Source organism: Legionella taurinensis (genome assembly GCF_900452865.1).
Taxonomy (GTDB): Bacteria; Pseudomonadota; Gammaproteobacteria; order Legionellales; family Legionellaceae; genus Legionella_C; species Legionella_C taurinensis.
On the sequence record NZ_UGOZ01000001.1, the window covers coordinates 1,496,101 to 1,515,450 of the forward strand.

The following is a 19,350-nucleotide window of genomic DNA, read 5'->3' on the forward strand; positions in this document are numbered from 1 at the left end:
TCTTCCTTTTAAAACGGTACGGCTTCAATCAGCGGGGCTGCGCGAATCCTGTCGCCCTGACGGACCTTTAATAATTCTGCCGTGGGTTTGCTTATGATGCAGGTATTTTTTGCTTCGTTAAAAATCATCTGACTGATTGTCGCGCGGAAATCAAGCTTGGTATTGGCAAGCAGATAATGACTGCCGCTGACCTCATCGCTTAAATTCTTAATGGTCATGACGCGGCTGACGGCAACCGTACGAATCTGATTGATCGGAGCCTCAATGGTGGGTCCGGCATCAAAAATATCGACATAGGAATTATAGCGGAATCCTTCACGCAAGAGGATATTCATGGCGGGCACAGTCGATTGGTGCGGTTGGCCAATCACCGCTTGCGCGGCAGGTGATAGCAGCTTGATGTAGATGGGATTTCGCGGCATCAAATCAGCAATGAATTGCTTATTGGTTGATATGGTCAGCCGATCCGCATCAGGAAAGGGCATGTGAAAAAAATGCCTTCCGACGTTGTCCCAGAAGGGGGAATGGCCGAGGTCGTCTGAAATGCCCCGCATTTCGGCAATGATGGTCGGTGCGAAGCGTTCCGGGTGCTCCGCAATAAATAAAAAACGCGCCCGCGAGAGCAGAAGGCCATTGTGGTTTTTGCGATACTCCGGTTGCAAAAACAGCGTGCATATTTCACTTTTTCCCTGGTTGTCATTGACCAGACTTAATACTTCGTAATCGCTGCGGATGTTGAGTGAATGGCAAATCCGTGTCCGCTTGGAGACCTTGTATGAATAAAAGGGTAATTCATGTCCTGTAGAAGCCTCAATGGCGGATGTGCCTACGACTTCGCCCGTGGCTGGGTGCTCAAGAACAAAAAAGTAATATTCATCGTGAGGATGCTGAATGGTTCGTTTAAAGGAGTCACAGGACCATTGCAGCCGTTTCTGTAATAGCTCTTTGTCCTTCGGCAGGGTGGTCATGCCAATGCCGCACAATTGGGCGAGCGAGTAGATGGCGTCAAGATCGCCTGAATTTGCGCTGCGAAACAACATCATGAGGCCAACTCCTCAAGCCCCCCTGAGGCCAGATCATGCAATAAAAGGGCACTTAACGCGGCTCGCTCCGGCAAGCTATCCAGAATGATGTATTCTTCCGGACTGTGGATGTGGCCGCCTCTTACTCCCAAGGTATCAATAACGGGTAGGCCATGTGCAGCGAGATTATTGCCATCGCAACAACCGCCGCTGTCCTGCCAGTCAATCGTGAGACCGAGGTGCGTGCCAGCCTGTTGAATTCGCTGAAACAGACGCTCGGTGGCTCTGCAGACGCGTTTCACCGGACGGCCGAAATACCCCTGGATGCTCAGTGTGTAATCCACCTGTTGCTGCTGCTTAAGAATCTGATCGAGTTGTTCGTTTACCCAAAATTCATCCTCCGGGCGTGCAATACGGACATCGAGCTTCGCCACTGCCTTGGCAGGTACGACATTCAAGGCCTCACCACCGGCAATTTTACCGACATTGATAGTTACGCCATCGCGTTGGCCATTGAGTTGATGGATGGCAAGGACTGCTTCTGCAAGGTAGGCAATGGCATTTCGGCCCTCGTTAAAGGCTCGGCCGACATGGGCTTCCCGGCCTGTGGCAATCACGGTCAATTTACCGCTGCCGCGGCGATTTTTTGCCAAAGTGCCTTGGGGCGTCATCGCAGGTTCATAAATTAAACCCGCCTGGTAATCACCGGCAATGCGCTCAAAAACGGCCGCGGATGCTGGCGAGCCAATTTCTTCGTCGCTGTTGATGAACACATCCCAGCCCAGGGTTTCAGCCACGTTACTTTGTTCAAAGGCAGCCAACGCATGCAGCATGACAATCAAGCCGCCTTTCATGTCTGCAACGCCCGGGCCGCGGATCTGATTGGAGTCGATGGGAGTTAATGTTTGAAAAGGGTGATGGGCGCCATAAACAGTGTCCATGTGGCCTGTCAGAAGGATGCGTCGTTTCAGGGATGGCCGTTTGCGGATGAACAGGGCCTTTCCACAGGCTTCTGTGACCGTATCGCCATTCATAGTGATGCTGGTAATCGTCGGCAACGTCAGTGAATCAATCTGATCAGCCACGGGTGCGAATGCCTGGTTTAAAACCGCGTGCATGCGTTGCAGGCCATCCAGATTACTGGTTCCTGAATTGATTTCGCAAAACTGATGCAGCTGCTCAAGCATGGTTAAATTACTGCCCTGTAATGAGTAAACCAAGTCCTCGAGTGCTTTGTTCATAATGTAAGTCCCGCTACAAAGATATGACATTAGCTTAAATTAAGGGTCTTAGCAACCAGGCGGGATAGGGCGCGCGTTTTCAGGAAGGCGAATCAGGATTCAATAATGAGGGTGCTGCTGCTGAGATGCCCAATCTCGGCGTGAGGTTTGGAATTCTCTTCCAGCTTTTGGAGCTCTTCTTTTAATGCAACAGTCTGTGACATGTCGCTCGCCAGAGTTTTCATGACCTGCGTTTGAGAGTCCCGGTTTAAGGCATTAAGTCCGGTGCGAAAGGTTGCCCAGCCGGATGCCATGGGACGCTCCGCATACCCCAGGGTGAGGGCAAATAAGAGACTGCCGAGGAATGATTTCAGCAGTCCCCCCAGAATATACAGTCTGGGATAGTTCACGGTTAAGTCGTTGGCCAATGTTTCATAGCGTTCTATTTTGTCTTGTGAGGGCGACTTGATGAGACTCAGCGTGTCACTGACTGTTTCCAGCAGCAGGCGCTGCCCGCTGAACCCCATGTCAGCCTGAATTTTAATGTTGTCAAGGATGGCAATTCCTTTGTTAATAATCCCTTCGCGGTTGTTGAAGCGTATGGGCAATTGCTCCGCACTGAGTTTAAGCGTTTGCAATTCACGGATGCTTTCTGCAATGCGTCTGGCCAGCAGGCCGCTGACCCGCTCATGCGGGCAATTCAGATCGCGCCATTGAATGAGCCAGTATTTGCGTGGGTTTGAAACGATATCCTCATAATTGGCGTTAACATAAGCATCGATGGCGTTCCAGATCAGATTTAATTGATGATTCAGTCCCCGTCCTTTCACCATGGCCGCCGCGGCATGCAGATTTTCTTCAAATTTTTCGCGGGACATCGGTGTGTCCGTTTTAAATGACTTGATAAGGTTATAGTAAGCGGAAGCAACGCCGCCTCTATCAATGGCGTCTTTACAGGTAAAGTTAATCCCCTGAGGCTTCAGCTGGGTAATGAGATACTCAGGCAGGACTGATTTGTTAAAATGAAACCAGGCGGCCTGGCATTCAGCCGGGGAGATGTCTAATGATTTAATATTAAGTTGCTTGAAACTTTCGTTAAGAAGGTTTCTGATGATGTTTTCTTCAATCCTCTTACTGTAAATCCCGTCTTTTGTGAAAACCAATCGTCTTATTTTGTCACTGATATGGAAATCCTGAATGGTTGAGTTAGCCTTACCGTTTTCACAGGCAATATTGACAAATTCTTCAATCACATGCTGGCGAGCGTATTCAGGTTCAGTGTAGCGGTATTGGTCGTCGGCCATGATTCCCTTGTCAGCCGGTAGCGTAATGACCGCAATATTGGGATGGTTTAATTCAAGGTTGTGCAGGACGCAGGTTAAATCGACTTCTTTAATGCCTTCGATGTCATCCCGGTGCAGGCCTAACAGGTTAAAATAGATGTGCGACACGACCACAGGCTGCTTTGAGCGAATGCGTCGAATGCGCTGAACGTCTAACCAGACGTTAAACAAGGGACTCACCCGGGCGATTTCTTTATGCCGTTGACCCTGGGTACCAAAGCGGTATTCAATGGGATCGTCAGGTCCCTTGTAATCAAAATGGCGAATGGTGGCTAAGCTGGTGGTGTGCTGTGGCTTAAAGTTGCTGCTGTAGGTGGAGGTAAAACGACCCACCAGGGAACCCATCGTGGCGGGTGTGACGCCTTGGTTGATAACTGGACCTCTGTCTTTTAAATGAGAGGAAATCTTTTTCTCAAGCTTTTTAGAGTCAGACGGGCGATGCGTCGAAATGGTATGTTCAATGTGTTGATAGGTTTTCGGCAGAAGGTGGCTGTCATTCGAGTAAATGCACAGAATAAATTCTTCCATCTCATGGATTTGCCTCATTAGCGCCTCAGGGCTTTTTTCAAAGGCTTCAAGCATCATGCCGTGACTGGACTGGGAGGATGAAGGATTGTTTTCTCCCTGCTTTTTTCGGGCATTTTTTTCTTCACGGTAAAGGGCATTCAGGGGGTCGATTATCAACTCGTTTAAATGCTTTTCAATGTACTCCAGGAAATCCTTGTAAAGAAGACCGTAGGCAGTGTCTTTATTGTAGACGCCGGCGAGCAGGTGCAGCCGTTCAGCTAAAAGGGGCTTGAGCTGCTTAAGCAGGGATGCAGGGATCTTGTTGTAAATAATTTGCAAATAGGCAAAGCAATTCTCATTATGCAGAGTGTCGCTGCTGATGGGAGTATCGGAATGTGTTTTTCCTCTGGGCATGCTTTATAAACCATTTGAAATCTGGCCTATTATACTATGAATCAATGCCATTTGGAATACACAATGGGCACTTTGATTTATTAGTATGCAAATTGAATGCGGCTGTCCATGGCATGGTTTTTAGGAGTATAATCCCTGGCTTTAAGGGATAGGGTAACAGGATGCGGGAATTAATCGAAAAAACCCATTCAAAATGGCATGACACGCTGGACAGGGCGCTGGGTTGCATGAACTCAGAGTACCTCAGGCAGCTGCAGCGGGAGGACGATTGGTTGCCAGGCCATGAAAAACTGTTGGCTGCGTTTAACCGTTCGCCAGAGTGCATGAAATTTCTGCTGTTAGGGGAATCACCCTATCCGCGTCCGCAATCGGCCAATGGGTATGCTTTCTGGGATAATGCCGTCGGTTCCCTCTTTAGCGACAGGGGATTAAGCCGTGAAGTCAACCGCGCCACTTCCTTGCGTAATCTGATAAAAATGCTTCTGGTGGCCCGGGGTGACTTGCAGGAGGATTGTTCGCAGACCGCTATTGCCCGCCTGGATAAGAGTCACTACATCCAGACGGCGCAGGCGTTATTTAATGGCATGATGGAACGAGGGTTCCTGTTATTGAATGCCTCGCTGGTTTACCGCGACAATCAGGTGCCTTATCATTCAAAGCAGTGGCAGCCTTTTATGAACAGTCTCTTTAATCAGTTGTCTCAATCACATCCCCACATTCAACTGGTTTTATTCGGCAAAATTGCGGCGCAGGTGAAAAATGCCGAGCGCTTTTCTTGCCTTGTTGCAGAACACCCCTATAATCTCAGTTTTATTAACAACCCCGAGGTCTTAGCCTTTTTTAAACCCTTGGACTTATTGAGTTGCCATGAAAGACACAGTTGACCAACAGGAAATTGCTAAATTTGCCAATCTTGCCGAGCAGTGGTGGGATAAAGACGGGCCGCTTAAAACCCTGCACGACATCAATCCTGCCCGTTTAGCCTTTATTGAGCAGTACACAAGCTTAAATGGTCTGCGTGTCCTCGACGTGGGATGCGGCGGAGGCATCCTCAGTGAGGCCATGGCCCGTTTGGGGGCTCAGGTAACTGGGTTGGATGCTGAAGAGGACAGTATCGCCGCAGCGCGGCGACATGCGGAACAAAGCCAGTTAACCGTGCGTTATGTTTCAAGCGTGATTGAAGCGTACGATGACGATTTGTTTGACGTGATAACGTGTATGGAAATGCTTGAACATGTGAAACATCCTGAGGAAGTCATCCGTCACTGTGCGAGATTGCTAAAACCAGGCGGAAGCCTTTTTTTATCGACTATAAACCGTACCTTAAAAGCGTATGCTGCAGCGATTGTGGCCGCCGAGTATTTGTTAGGCTTATTGCCAAGACAAACCCATGACTACGATAAATTCATCAAGCCCAGTGAGCTGGCCGCGATGGCAAGGCATGCCGGATTGGAGATCAGGGGATTAAAAGGCATTGATTACCATCCCTTTGCCCGCCGTTCGGGCCTTAAGGATTCAGTTGATGTGAATTATTTATTGTCCTGCTTTAAGCCCTGATTCTTTTTCTCAGCATAACGCTGCTGGTAACGTTGATGGGCATACTTGGCCTGTTCCTCTGTGACGACATCCACCTCATTGCCGTACAAATCGATTCTTGCGGTCTGAGGTTTCTGACAATTGAGGTAGGCAGGCGAGGAGCTGTAATAGCTTAGGGCTTCCCGTAAGGATTTTTTACTGAAAGGCGGAGAGTCCAGGCGATCATAGAAATCGACGATTTCGTCAAAAATTCCAATTTGTAAGGGTTTAACTTGATTGGCCTTTTTAAAAAAAGCATTAGGAAAATGCTCTATCAGCCAGTCAATGATAACCAGTTTTTCTTTTTTAGCGCTTTCGACTTGTTGATTCATGATCCTGCTCTGTTAAGGCTGCGAAGTGAGTATTAAACTATCGCATCATTTTAGCCGTTGGCAAATGGAAATGCGAGAGTTTGCCAGGTGATTTTCAGTGTAAAGACGAATCATTGCCGCTGTCTGCGGCATTGCAAATGACTTCCAGTGACAGACATTGGATTTCTCCATGGCTCCTCGTCTTGGTTTTGTGTAAGAAATATCTCAATCTGCCTGCGGATAACGGGCAATTCTACCTGAGAAAGCGAATTGATTTTTATTAACCATTTGAATAATAATGTTATTTTTTTATTGTGCGGGTAAAAAAACGGGTGCGTCCTTCGGTAGACCGGCTTGCGCGGAGAAAGAGCACTTGCTACATTTTAATTAAGACTTCAAGGATAGAAGTCGCCACAAAGGGATTTGTAATTATAAGGAAATAATAAACACGGACCGTTTTTCAGAACACGATGTTCTGAATTGGAAGACTGCGAAAAGCCAGGGCACAGTGCCCTGGCTTTATTGTTTTAGGCCATCACGTACCCTGAGTGAGACAGGTAGTAATGATCCGGGTAGTAGGCAAATACCACCGAACCGCCTTTAATGGTGTTAATCACCGGTCTCGCCAGCGTTTTGGCGATGGATGGGCATCCCCAGCTGCGTCCCGCACGTCCGGCACGCTTAATGAAATCCGGCTCAACGTACCAGGCCCCATGAATGACGACGCGGCGGCTGTAAGCATTGTCGTTAAATCCTCTTTCAAGCCCCTGAAGATTCAAGGACAGTCCTTTGGAACCGTAATAGGTGTCACGCGTCACATAAGTTCCCAGGCTGGTTTCCTTGCTGGATGGACGGTTAGAGAAATGGCGGGGAACATCCATGCCGGAGTTCTTACCGTGAGCTACATAGGTGTTGTACAATAAACGTTCTTTGCGTAAATCGAAGATCCACATTCTTTGTTTGTAAGAAGGCAGTGAATAGTCAATGACGGTCAGGACTGGTTTTTTAACAGCGCCTCTGGCGGATGCTTTTTTATAGGCGCTTAATGCCATTTTTAATACTTTTTTGTTAAGCTGTGGTGCTTTACGGCTTAAATGTTGCAGCTGAATGTTGGTGTCCACATTCACTTTCGTTGCCGGTGCGGCAACGTGGGCGCTGCCGGAAAACAGGGCGGCAGACAAAAAACTAAGAATACTCATAATGCTCCTTTTTTCTAATTAGAATTTCGAATCAAGGTTGTCAAAGGACGGCTGATTATATTGACAACCCGGGTAAATGTAAAATTTTTAGGGCTAATATTTGCCACTTGGGAAAAAATAAAATCAATTCAAGGCCTTACTGCCGTGGCCTGACTCGAGTTTGTTTTAAATAAGTCCGATGTGGATAAAAATTAAACTAAATTTGGCCGGGAAAAGGCGTTTGCTTGTATAAAATTAGATCTATTTTGCCATAATTAGATCAAAATTGACGCGCAAACAGGCCTCGTCGGACAGGGTTGTTGCGTCATTTTTTACCTGTCTCGCTGACGTTTGAGTTGTAAGAATCCGTTCCCAATGCCAACATTCTGCATTATCATTCCCAGCTTATTAATGGCTTTATTCGGAGGCATAACATGCTTGAGCGCTATTCATCACAACAACCCCAGGGAACCCGGGCACAAATCAATAAAGCCTATCGCATTGATGAACTCACTCTGATGAATGAGCTGATTTCCAGCGCGGTTGTAAGCGATGAGCAGTTGATGGCGATTCGTAACCAGGCAACCCAACTTGTGGAGCAAGTGCGGTATGAGCGCAAAAAGAGTACGGGCATTGATTCATTTTTGACAGAATATTCTTTATCCAGTGATGAAGGCATTGCCCTGATGTGTCTGGCGGAAGCCCTGTTACGGGTTCCGGACAATGCCACCATTGACAGCTTGATTAAAGACAAATTGACCGCGGCGGATTGGAAGGCACATCGCGGGCAAAGCGACTCGTTTTTTGTCAATGCCACCACCTGGGCTTTGATGCTGACAGGCAAGGTATTAACGCCCGAATCGGCGGAGTCGACACTCAGTAAAGCCATTCTTCGTTTAATTAATCGCAGCGGTGAGGGCGTGGTGCGCAAAGCGGTGGACAAGGCCATGCGCATTATGAGCAAGCAGTTCGTGATGGGACGGACCATCAGCGAGGCGCTGTCACGAGCACGTAAAAAGGAAAGCATCGGCTACCGTTATTCGTATGACATGCTGGGTGAGGCCGCATTAACCCGGGTGGATGCCGCGCGTTATTTTCAAGCCTATAAAGAAGCGATTGACACCATCGGCCGTCATGCGGATAAGAACATGACGATTTACCAGCGGCCTGGCATCTCGATTAAACTGTCCGCGCTGCATCCGCGCTACAATGAATCACAGCGCGAACGCGTTATGAATGAACTACCGCCTAAACTGCTAGCCCTGGCGCAGGCCGCCAAGAGTTATGATATTGCCATGACCATTGACGCAGAAGAATCCGAGCGTCTCGAATTGTCTCTGGATGTGATTGAGCAGGTGTTTTGCGATGACAGCCTGCACGGCTGGCACGGGTTTGGTATGGCGGTGCAGTCTTATCAGAAACGGGCCTTTTATTTGCTGGATTGGGTCGCGGAATTAGCCCGTCGCAAACAACGGCGCATGATGGTACGCCTGATTAAAGGCGCTTATTGGGACAGTGAAATCAAGAAAACTCAGATGCAGGGACTTTCCGGTTACCCTGTGTTTACCCGCAAGGTCTTTACGGATGTGTCCTTCCAGGCCTGCGCTAAAAAGCTGCTGACCATGACCGATGCCATCTACCCGCAGTTTGCGACGCACAATGCTTATTCTGTCGCGATGATCCTCAATATTGTCGGAAATTATCGCGATTTTGAATTTCAGTGCCTGCACGGTATGGGCAATGAATTGTATGAGCAGATTGTCCCTGCGAAACGTCTTGGCATACCCTGCCGCATTTATGCGCCAGTAGGAAGCCACGAAGATTTATTGCCATATTTAGTCAGAAGACTGCTTGAAAACGGGGCTAACTCCTCGTTTGTGAACCGCATTGTGGATGAAAAAGCGCCCATCAGTACACTGGTGGACGATCCCGTCAGCAAAGCCAACCAATTACTCGGCAAGATCAATCAGAATATTCCGCTGCCTTCCGCCATTTTTTCGCCAGAGCGGAAAAATTCCTCCGGGTTTGATTTTTCCGACAGAGAAGCTGTGGCAGCGCTGAAACAGCAGTATGCCGACATGGATTTATCACGTTGGCAGGCTAAACCAGTCATTGCCGGGCGTGACGGCGGTCAGGTTGACCGAAGTGTGACGTCGCCGCAACAGCCTGGGCGACCCGTCGGGCGTGTCAGCGACGCCACCCGCGAAGACATCGATTGGGCATTAACGCAGGCAGACGCGGCATTTCCTGCCTGGAGCACAAGACCTGTCAGTGAGCGCGCAGCCTGCCTCACCCGTTATGCCGATTTGTTGGAAGAAAACAGGGCGACACTGTTAGCCATGGCTTGCCTTGAAGCAGGTAAGACCTGGAATGACGGCGTGGCCGAGGTGCGGGAAGCCATTGATTTTTGCCGTTATTATGCCGCCATGGCGACCAAATTAATGGCCAAACCGCTGTCGCTTCATGGTTATACCGGCGAGATCAATGAGTTGAGTCTGCACGGACGAGGAACGGTGTTATGCATCAGTCCCTGGAATTTCCCGCTGGCCATTTTCACGGGGCAGGTGGTTGCGGCCTTAGTAACCGGTAACTGCGTAATTGCCAAACCGGCTGAACAAACCCCGATTATCGCCACGTTTGCTGTGCAGCTAATGCATCAGGCGGGGATTCCGGCTGCTGTCGTGCAACTGCTGCCGGGCAGTGGAGAAAGTGTTGGTGCGCCCTTAGTCGCCGATAAACGCATTAAAGCGGTTTTGTTTACGGGATCTACCCAAACCGCCAATCTTATTAATCAAACCTTGGCGTCCCGTGGCGGTGAAATTATCCCGCTGATTGCAGAAACTGGCGGTCAGAATGCCATGATTGTTGATTCATCCGCACTGCTTGAACAGGTGGCTGTGGATGCGGTGACCTCCGCTTTTGGCAGCGCGGGGCAACGTTGTTCGGCGCTCAGGGTCCTTTACGTCCAGGATGACGTGTATCCACGCCTGGTTGAATTACTGAAAGGGGCCATGGAAGAACTTCAAATTGGTGATCCGCGGTGGTTGTCCACGGACATCGGCCCTGTGATTGATAGTGATGCCCTGGGGGTTTTAAAATCCCATGTCAACACCATGCTGAATACTCATGAACTGATTTATCAATGCAGTCTTCCTGAAGAATGCAGCGAAGGTTATTTTATGCCGCCCACGGCCATTGCCATTGATTCGATTGCTTCCCTTGAAAAAGAAGTATTTGGACCGATTCTGCATGTAATCCGTTACAAACGTAAAGCGCTTGATCAGGTCATTAATGAGATCAATAACACGGGCTACGGCCTGACCTTGGGTATTCATAGTCGGATTAACCAAACAGTGGAATACATTCGCCAACGTGTCCATGCCGGTAACTGCTACGTCAACCGCAACATGATTGGGGCGGTTGTCGGTTTGCAACCGTTCGGCGGGGAGGGGTTATCAGGCACAGGGCCTAAGGCTGGTGGCCCTTATTATCTGCTGCGTCTGTGCCACGAGCGGACCTACACCGTGGATACCACAGCGGCAGGGGGAAATGCCAGCCTGATGTCGCTGCCAGAAGGACTGTAGTTCAGGGGCGGTTGGGTCCGGAAAGATCCAGCCGCTGCCACTTAATCATGCCGTTTGGCAAAAATCCAGGGAAGAACCACGAACAGGAAAAGCCCGCCGACTAAGAAGGCTTCAAAGAAGGAAATGTTGCCAACCGGAATTTGTGTTGGTGGAACAAAGCCAATGGCCATGGCTAACAAACAGCATAACATGCCAGTACCGGCGACCAGCCACATGACCCAATTGCCCCCGGGAATGGTGTAGCTGCGGTGGCGTTCAGGTTGGCTGTAGCGGAGTTTAATCGCGGCGGCAAACATAAACACATAAACCATTAGCGCCATTTGCGCACTCAAGTCACTTAAAATCCAGTACGCTGCATTGATCGAATCGAGCAAAATAAACACGCTGCTTAACAGTGAAAAGATAATCCCCTGAGTAATCAGGATATTCACGGGTGCACCATGACGGTTTACCCGCGAGAAAAATTCAGGCAACGACCCATCCCGTGCTGACACCAGCAATCCCTTGGTGGGGCCAATAATCCAGGCGGAGACGCCGCTTAATCCCCCAAGAATAATCAAAATGGCAATGACATAAGTCATCCAGGGCATCGCATAGGCTTTAAAAAACACTGCATACGCATCGACTAAACCTGAGACAACGCTTAATTGGGCGTTAGGAACGACAATCACAATCGCCAGCGATCCAAACATTAAGGTTGAAAAAATAAGCAGGGTGGAATAAAGAATAGCCCGGGGGTAATCGCGTTGCGGATTACGCACCTCTTCGGCATGCACTGCTGACATCTCCATGCCGATAAGGCCAAACAACACGGCTGAAAACAGGGATAAATTGCCTAACGAGCTGAAATCCGGAATCCAGGAAGAGGGGGCCTCAATGGAGGTCGGTCTTCCCTGCAAAAGCCATAATCCCCCAAGGATAATAATTCCGAGCATGGGTAAAATGGTGCCAAGGATAGCGCCCACCGTGCTGACGATACTGGACAGGCGCATGCCAAAGCAGTTGAGCAGGGTAAACAGCCAAAATAGCCCAAGCGCACTGCTTAAAAGATAGAATTTGTTATTTGCCAGCTGAGGGGCAAACAAGTACGACAGGGTCGCTGCGATAAACGCAAGAATGGTGGGATACCAGACAACATTATAAATCCACTGCAGCCAGATGGTGATAAACCCGGCGCGTTTGCCAAAGGCTTCACGAACCCAGACATACAATCCCCCCGTATTCGGATAGGCGGTGGCCAGTTCAGCGGCAACCAGGGCCACGGGGATAAAAAAAGCAACGGCGGCCACCAAATAATAGGACACCAACGGCAGACCGAGCTTGGCGCTCATGGGCAGCGTACGCAGGCTGTCTACGGCAATCACGTTGATCATGACCAGGGAAAAAACCGACAACACTTTATGATTAGGATTCATGATGTTCCTTCTGGCACGATGACACAGAGAATGACGATGGCCACACCCGCAGCACACCGAAAACCGTGGTTTATACAAACGGCGGAATTTAACAGTTAAGCGCAGTAAAATCAATGGATGACGAGCAGGGGAAAATTTACCCGGAGGCTGCGGCGGCAATCTGCGCCGCACCGAGGCGATGCTGCCTCAGCCTCCGGGGTCTGAAGATTAAATCATATTGCGTAAAACATACTGCAAAATGCCGCCATGACGGTAATATTCCAGCTCATTGGCGGTATCAATACGGCAAAGAACGGGAACAGTCATCTCATCACCGTTCTGGCGTCGAATGATGACGGGCAATTTAGCGCCGGCCTTCAGCGAATCATCAACAGCAATGCTGAATCGTTCGGTGCCATCAAGGTTTAAGGTTTTGCGGGTGGTGCCTTCTTCAAATTGCAGAGGCAGAATGCCCATACCGATTAAGTTTGAACGGTGAATACGTTCAAAACTTTCCGTGATGACTGCCTTGACGCCTAAAAGATTGGTCCCTTTAGCGGCCCAGTCACGAGAAGACCCCGTGCCGTATTCTTTACCGGCCACAATAACCAATTGCTGATGTTGGGCCTGATAAAGCATGGCTGCATCATAAATGGACATGACTTCACCACTGGGGATATGACGCGTCATCCCTCCCTCAATGCCTGGAATCATTTCATTACGGATTCGGATATTGGCAAACGTTCCCCGCATCATGACTTCATGATTACCGCGGCGTGAGCCGTAGGAATTAAAGTCAGCTTCCTTCACCCCTTTGGACTTTAAATACAAGCCTGCCGGGGAGTTGGCTTTGATGGAGCCAGCCGGTGAAATGTGGTCGGTGGTAATGGAGTCACCCAGTAAAGCGAGAACATAAGCCCCTTCAATCGGTTCAATCGCCTGCGGATGACGGCTTAAGTTTTCAAAGAAGGGCGGATGCTGGATATAGGTCGAGTCGGCATCCCATTCATAGGTCATGCCGCTGTTGACCTTAATCGCCTGCCAGTGTTCATCCCCTTTAAAGACTTCGTCGTATTCCTTGCGGAACATGGCACCGGTTACTTTGGCTACTTCGGCGGCCACTTCATCATTGCTTGGCCAAATGTCTTTAAGGTAAACAGGATTGCCCGCTTTATCCTGACCAATCGGGTCTTTGCTTAAATCACCGGTGGTGGTACCGCTTAAGGCATAAGCGACAACCAGCGGCGGCGAGGCCAGCCAGTTAGCGCGTACCTGCGGGTGCACGCGGCCTTCAAAGTTACGGTTTCCAGAGAGCACAGAGCAAACCACTACGTCATTGTCGGTGACTGACGCTGCAATGGCGTCCGGTAACGGGCCTGAGTTGCCGATACAGGTGGTGCAGCCATAACCGACCAGGTTAAAGCCCAATTGATCCAGGTATTGAGAGAGGCCGGCTTTGTGCAGGTAATCGGTAACGACTTTGGAGCCGGGGGCCAAGGATGATTTAACCCAGGGTTTACGCGACAGTCCTTTTTCAACCGCTTTTTTCGCCACAAGGCCTGCAGCCATCAGCACGCTCGGGTTCGAGGTGTTGGTGCAACTGGTAATGGCTGCAATCACCACATGACCATGTTGCAGGTTATATTCTTCACCTTTCACAGGGAAAGGCTTATTTTTCTCATGATCCTTGCCGGTTTCAACCAGGAATTTGCTAAATTCGCCGGCTAAGGTGGTTAAATTCACTTTGTCCTGCGGGCGCTTGGGACCGGCTAACGAGGGCTCGACGCTGGATAAATCCAGTTCCAGGGTGTCGGTAAAGACGGGGTCTTCGCTTCCCGCTTCATACCACATGCCCTGTGCTTTGCAATACTTTTCCACCAGCGCAATGGTGTGGGCATCACGACCGGACAACTCGAGGTAACGCAGGGTCTCTTTATCCACCGGGAAGAAGCCACAGGTGGCGCCGTATTCTGGAGCCATGTTGGAAATGGTGGCGCGATCGGCTAAAGGCAAGTCGGCAAGACCGGGGCCAAAAAATTCAACGAATTTTCCGACAACGCCTTTTTTGCGCAGCATTTGGGTAACCGTGAGTACCAAGTCGGTGGCGGTAATGCCTTCACGCAATTTGCCGGTCAAACGGAAACCAACGACCTCAGGAATCAGCATGGAAACGGGTTGTCCGAGCATGGCCGCTTCGGCTTCGATACCGCCGACTCCCCAGCCTAAAACGCCGAGACCGTTAATCATGGTCGTGTGGGAATCGGTTCCTACCAAGGTGTCCGGGTAAGCATAATGCTGACCGTCGTGTTCGCTGCTCCAGACGGTTTTACCCAGGTATTCCAGATTGACCTGATGGCAAATACCGGTACCCGGCGGAACCACCTGGAAATTGGCAAACGCTTTTTGGCCCCAGCGTAAAAACTCGTAACGCTCCTTGTTACGCTCCATTTCAATCGCCGTGTTGATCCGCATGGAATCCGGCGTTGCAAATTTGTCAACCATGATGGAGTGGTCAATGACCAGATCCACGGGGGACAGGGGTGAAATTTTATTGGCATTGCCGCCCATTTTTTCCAGTGCAGAGCGCATGGCGGCAAGATCAACCACAGCCGGAACACCGGTAAAATCCTGCATCAGCACGCGTGCCGGACGGTAGGCGATTTCATGTTGTGAGGTTCGTGTATGAAGCCAACCGGCAAGGGCCTTGATATCATCCACTGTGACAGTATGGCCTTCCTCAAAGCGCAACAGGTTTTCAAACAGCACTTTCAGTGAATAAGGCAGGCGGTTAATGCCTTTAAAATGATTTTTTTCGGCTTCTTGTAAGCTGTAATAATGATATGTCTTGCCGTCGACCTGTAATTCACGTCGAGTAGAAAGGCTATCGTGACCCACTTTCATACATCACTCCTGCATGCTAAAAACGTCAATCATAGCCCTAAAACGATCAACTTTACAGTTTAAAACGAAGTTTTCTGCATCATCAAAATTGAAATGAAAATTATTCGTATTTAAACAGAAAAGGTGCTTTCAACGTAGGGATGTAATTCTTCGTCGGACAGCTCCTGATGATTGACCATTCCATTTAAGGCGGAGAACAGGATCTCTTCCTGCTTGTTGACGACAGCCTCATGGCCATGTGTTTCGGCAACGGTATAAAACAGACTGGGCGCCATGATGGTCAATGCGACAGCGGTCAATAGCAGAGCGATGGGGAAATTAAAGGCAAATGCCACCAGGCCTGCGGCAAGGATGACACCGCTTAAAATCATAAATCCTGTTGCTGCCTGATCAAAGGCATTGATGGTATGTTCACCCTGATTACCCCCAACCCGCAGGTAATGCGGAGAAGTGTAGTAATGGCTGACAAAATCATAAATTTCCACCCATTCTTCGCGTTGTTCTTTTTTTACTTTGTCGTATTCAGCCAGGCAATCGTCGAGGCATTTGAGGAAGGCATATTTGGCATTAATAAACAGTTGTTTTTCAGCGGGGGGAATCGTATTGTCGATGTGATAATCAAAGGCGGTTGTGCGCATAGTGAGGAGAGGAAAAAACAAGTCAAGCGCTTTAGCGGAAAAGCGGTCGCGGAATTTTTTAATGAGCGCGGCTGATAACTCATTCAGTTGTGTTTCTGTGTAAACGTCTTTGGTTTTAAAGAAGCGGTAGATCATGGCATTAAATCCTTATAGTCCTTTTGAAACGAGGCTAGCATGGTCTTTGATGCATCAAAAGATAGCCGTGGTCTGTTTTACAGCTGAGAAATAATAATTAACAAAAAAATTAATTTTGCTGAAAATGGTACAGATATTGCAGCGAAAATCACCATTCAATGATGCAGCGCAGGATAACGATGGATGTGACCCAATTGCCTGTTACCCAGGTGACAAACCCAGACACTATTTCCCCTTTGGGCATCGAAAGTGACGAAAATGGTCAATTAGTTACCAATGATGATTTTAAGAGCGTCATGGAAGATGTCCTGGCGGGCGATGCGCTTAATCAGGAAACTGACCAGCCTGCTGAAAGCCAGGGTGCAGCCGATAGCGGGCCAATGCCGATTCCCGTGGCTCTGCCGGTCGACTTGCCTGTGGTTACAGTGTCTGAGCCTGAGCTTGAGGTTTTGTCTGAAACCCCTGTACTGCCGGATGAAACCCTTTTGGCGGAACCAATCATTGCGTTGCCGGCAAATGAAAGTCCCCATTTAGCCTGGTTCGCAGCGACTGGCTTTGAACCGCCCAACGCCTCGCCCACTGACGATGCAATGCCTGTAACTGTCAATCTTTTGGACACCGATGCGGTAATGGCTTCCGACAAGCAGACGTTCATGATTCCGCCGTCTCAGCCTGCGGCTGTTCAAGGCGGCAAGACCACTATTCCCGCCACAAACGTTTCATCGGCTGAAGGAGATGACGTTGATGCGCTGTCTTTAATGAGCGAGTTGACTGGCAATAAAAAGGAAATGGACGCAAGCCTCACCATGGATGATAAGTTGCTGACTATGGCAGAGTCAGCCACACGGCTGGAAAAACGCCTTAACGCCGAGGCCGCCGTGAACCATCTCAATGGTGCAATGGGCGCAATAAACCAGGCTAAAACTCAGGCTTCACCCACACCTCAGGTTCCGATGCCCGCCAAAAGCCTGGATTTGCCGGTGTTAGTGGACAGCCCGGAATGGGGCAGTCAATTTTCACAACAGATTACCTGGCTTGGTCAGCAAAAAATCGACCGGGCAGTGATTCGCTTAAATCCTCAGGAGCTGGGCCCCCTTGAGGTCAACATTAAGTTTCATAAGGATGAGGCGTCGTTGACCATCACCGCGCATACCCTGCACGTGCGGGACATGATTGAGCAGGCGATTCCACGACTTCGGGACATGATGTCTGAGCAGGGAATTAATTTGTCGCAATTCTCAATTGAGTCCAATGCCAGTCAGCATCAGGCGGGCCGGCAGCCGGGTCATGCACAACACCCGGGTAACCCTGTTTCCCCGGTTGTGGAAGAAGGCAGCCAGGAGACCAGTGTAATCAAAAATAGCCGTGGTTTGATTGATTATTTTGCATAATTCCTGATTGACTGGTAAGGTAACTTATCTGGGTACAACAGGATTGCAGAATGGCTGAGCGTAATTTAATCACCTGGCTTAATAAGAACATCACGAGTCATCGGGATCCCTTCTTTTCCATTCGCTGGGATCGGTTGATCTCGCATTCCGATATTCAAGGTCAAATCAAAAACAATCGAAAGGCCCATCAACTCTACAGCTACATTGAATCCTCGCTTGCTCATCAGCAGGCTAAATTAATTAACCTCACGCTTCGCAAGGCTTTCGCTAACCTGACTCAGGATGATTTGGCTAATGTAGCCGGGTTTTCCAATGACAAGAAAGGAACACCGCGGCAAAAGGAGTATTTTCACGCTCACCGCACGCTGCAATATTATCTCAGACGGGATATTCTTGTGCATAAAAGCCGGGCCGCCAGACTTAATGCGTTTCGGCGCTGGATAGATGTGGCGGACATTCTGTTTTCCAGGAATTGCTATGAAGGGGGGATGCTGGTCTCCGTCACGCTGAATCTGCTGGACAGTTATCTCCGCTGCGGGGACGAATTGCCGGCAATCAGCAGGAAAAAGCTTAACCACCTCCTGGATATGTATTCACCGGCTGGCAATTTTAAGCATCTAAGGCAGCATATCAAGGATCATCAGTCGGAGAACAGTTTTCCTCTGGTTACTGTCATAGGTAAAGATCTGACGTTTATTGATGAAAACTTAAATACCCTTCAAGACAAAATGAATGGTTTCCTGCTCGCATGGAAAGATCAGAAAAAAGCGGAAAAGCAGCAAATGCTTGCCGGCGCGGGCCGTGAAGGGGATGCATTGAGCAAAAAGCATTTGAGAATCTACCACGGGCATAAAATGCGAAGCGCCGTAAAACCGGAAAAGGACCGACCGAAAGAAACAAAGGAAAAGAAAAAAGAATTTACCATTGAGGAGCTTCTGGCTGTCCCGGCGGATAAGGTCCCGGCGGAATACAATGCAATGCGCAGCAGCTACCTTACTGCCGTCCAGGAAAAAATGGATTTTATCAAGACGCTGTTGCCTGAGAAAAAAGAGACTCTCCCGGATTTGCCACAGGAATTACAGGCAGCGTATGAACAGACTGAACAACGCTTCAGGGAAAACAGCCTCGATTCACTGCTGGAGGGGGCCGATGCAAATAATACCAAAAGCCGCCTCTACTCTGAGAAACTGTTACCCGGTTTCTTTCGTCGAGGCGGCTGCTCGGCCGACAAGCATTGGCGGCAATTATTCAACTACACCAACACCTTTTCAGTCTAAAAGCAACGTCGTTCACACTGAAGAATGCGGCCGTTCCATTGATTGACCAAGCAGCGTTGCTGACAGTGGACGCCATGACGCCAATAAATGGGTTGCCAACCTGTCCAGTAGTAGCGATGGCGGTGTTTAGGCCCGTAATAGATATAAGCAGGCGGCGGGTAGTAACCTTGATCATACATGAAGTAAAAGGCTAACTGCGGGCCGGCTGGCAAGGGCTGAGAGGATGTGGTTGTTCTGCTTTCAGCGTAACTCTTGGCGATGGATAATGGCAGTAAGAGAGCTAAGGTCAGTGCCATTGATAACCACCTTGGCTTTTTATAGTGGATGTTCATGATGACCTTCCTTTGTACATATTGACCAACTTAATTATAGCCAAGCACCTTCCTTAAGACAAAGCGCAAGCCTGTTAACCGGCGGTGGTTTTAAAAGATTAATTCTAGCCAGGGCGTTTTTATTGCCA

The 19,350-nt window shown here is 49.2% G+C and carries 14 protein-coding genes; 5 read left to right on the plus strand and 9 right to left on the minus strand.

The window, feature by feature from the left end; translation table 11 throughout:
- Nucleotides 1-8: 8 nt before the first annotated feature.
- From astA to DYE45_RS07015, 3 genes are all read right to left on the minus strand, one after another.
- Nucleotides 9-1,043 carry an arginine N-succinyltransferase gene (gene astA / locus DYE45_RS07005; RefSeq protein ID WP_108291735.1) on the minus strand — a complete coding sequence of 345 codons (1,035 nt, stop codon included), beginning with the start codon at nt 1,041-1,043 and terminating at the stop codon, nt 9-11.
- The gene (locus tag DYE45_RS07010; RefSeq protein WP_108291733.1) at nt 1,040-2,263 is read right to left on the minus strand and encodes a hydrolase; all 1,224 of its coding nucleotides are present in this window, start codon (nt 2,261-2,263) and stop codon (nt 1,040-1,042) included. The genes astA and DYE45_RS07010 overlap by 4 nt, the downstream gene beginning before the upstream one ends.
- Nucleotides 2,264-2,355: 92 nt before the next feature.
- Nucleotides 2,356-4,506, minus strand: a complete 2,151-nt coding sequence (locus DYE45_RS07015) for a hypothetical protein (protein WP_115300673.1) — start codon at nt 4,504-4,506, stop codon at nt 2,356-2,358.
- 161 nt (nt 4,507-4,667) lie between these two features.
- Here DYE45_RS07015 and DYE45_RS07020 point away from each other — a divergent pair, with 161 nt between their 5' ends.
- Together DYE45_RS07020 and ubiG are read left to right on the plus strand one after the other, a co-directional pair.
- The gene (locus tag DYE45_RS07020; protein WP_115300674.1) at nt 4,668-5,390 is read left to right on the plus strand and encodes a uracil-DNA glycosylase family protein; all 723 of its coding nucleotides are present in this window, start codon (nt 4,668-4,670) and stop codon (nt 5,388-5,390) included.
- The gene (ubiG, locus tag DYE45_RS07025) at nt 5,374-6,063 is read left to right on the plus strand and encodes a bifunctional 2-polyprenyl-6-hydroxyphenol methylase/3-demethylubiquinol 3-O-methyltransferase UbiG (protein WP_108291727.1); all 690 of its coding nucleotides are present in this window, start codon (nt 5,374-5,376) and stop codon (nt 6,061-6,063) included. Before DYE45_RS07020 ends, ubiG begins: the two co-directional genes overlap by 17 nt.
- On the opposite strand, the gene DYE45_RS07030 is transcribed toward ubiG, so the two are convergent.
- Nucleotides 6,036-6,413 carry a ProQ/FINO family protein gene (locus DYE45_RS07030; RefSeq protein WP_108291725.1) on the minus strand — a complete coding sequence of 126 codons (378 nt, stop codon included), beginning with the start codon at nt 6,411-6,413 and terminating at the stop codon, nt 6,036-6,038. The genes ubiG and DYE45_RS07030 overlap by 28 nt on opposite strands.
- A gap of 506 nt (nt 6,414-6,919) precedes the next feature.
- Nucleotides 6,920-7,594 (minus strand): murein L,D-transpeptidase catalytic domain family protein, encoded by a 675-nt coding sequence (locus tag DYE45_RS07035; protein WP_242602642.1) that lies wholly within the window; start codon nt 7,592-7,594, stop codon nt 6,920-6,922.
- Nucleotides 7,595-8,004: 410 nt separating this feature from the next.
- Here DYE45_RS07035 and putA point away from each other — a divergent pair, with 410 nt between their 5' ends.
- Entirely contained in the window at nt 8,005-11,154 is a 3,150-nt protein-coding gene (gene putA, locus DYE45_RS07040) for a bifunctional proline dehydrogenase/L-glutamate gamma-semialdehyde dehydrogenase PutA (protein WP_115300675.1), read from the plus strand.
- 41 nt (nt 11,155-11,195) lie between these two features.
- Here the strand turns inward: putA and DYE45_RS07045 are convergent, their stop codons facing one another.
- From DYE45_RS07045 to DYE45_RS07055, 3 genes are all read right to left on the minus strand, one after another.
- Complete coding sequence (locus tag DYE45_RS07045) at nt 11,196-12,569, minus strand: APC family permease (protein ID WP_108291719.1); 1,374 nt, start codon at nt 12,567-12,569, stop codon at nt 11,196-11,198.
- A gap of 207 nt (nt 12,570-12,776) precedes the next feature.
- A complete protein-coding gene (gene acnA / locus DYE45_RS07050; protein WP_108291717.1) occupies nt 12,777-15,449 on the minus strand; it encodes an aconitate hydratase AcnA in 2,673 nt (890 codons plus the stop codon).
- A 110-nt stretch (nt 15,450-15,559) separates the two neighbouring features.
- A complete protein-coding gene (locus tag DYE45_RS07055; RefSeq protein WP_115300676.1) occupies nt 15,560-16,222 on the minus strand; it encodes a hypothetical protein in 663 nt (220 codons plus the stop codon).
- Between the two features lie 179 nt (nt 16,223-16,401).
- Here DYE45_RS07055 and DYE45_RS07060 point away from each other — a divergent pair, with 179 nt between their 5' ends.
- On the plus strand, nt 16,402-17,613 hold the full coding sequence (locus DYE45_RS07060; protein WP_160160695.1) for a flagellar hook-length control protein FliK: 1,212 nt from the start codon (nt 16,402-16,404) through the stop codon (nt 17,611-17,613).
- A 50-nt stretch (nt 17,614-17,663) separates the two neighbouring features.
- On the plus strand, nt 17,664-18,890 hold the full coding sequence (locus DYE45_RS07065; protein WP_108291711.1) for a RasGEF domain-containing protein: 1,227 nt from the start codon (nt 17,664-17,666) through the stop codon (nt 18,888-18,890).
- Here DYE45_RS07065 and DYE45_RS07070 read toward each other — a convergent pair.
- Nucleotides 18,887-19,222: a hypothetical protein gene (locus DYE45_RS07070; RefSeq protein ID WP_108291709.1), complete on the minus strand. Its 336-nt coding sequence runs from the start codon at nt 19,220-19,222 to the stop codon at nt 18,887-18,889. The genes DYE45_RS07065 and DYE45_RS07070 overlap by 4 nt on opposite strands.
- Nucleotides 19,223-19,350: the final 128 nt, after the last annotated feature.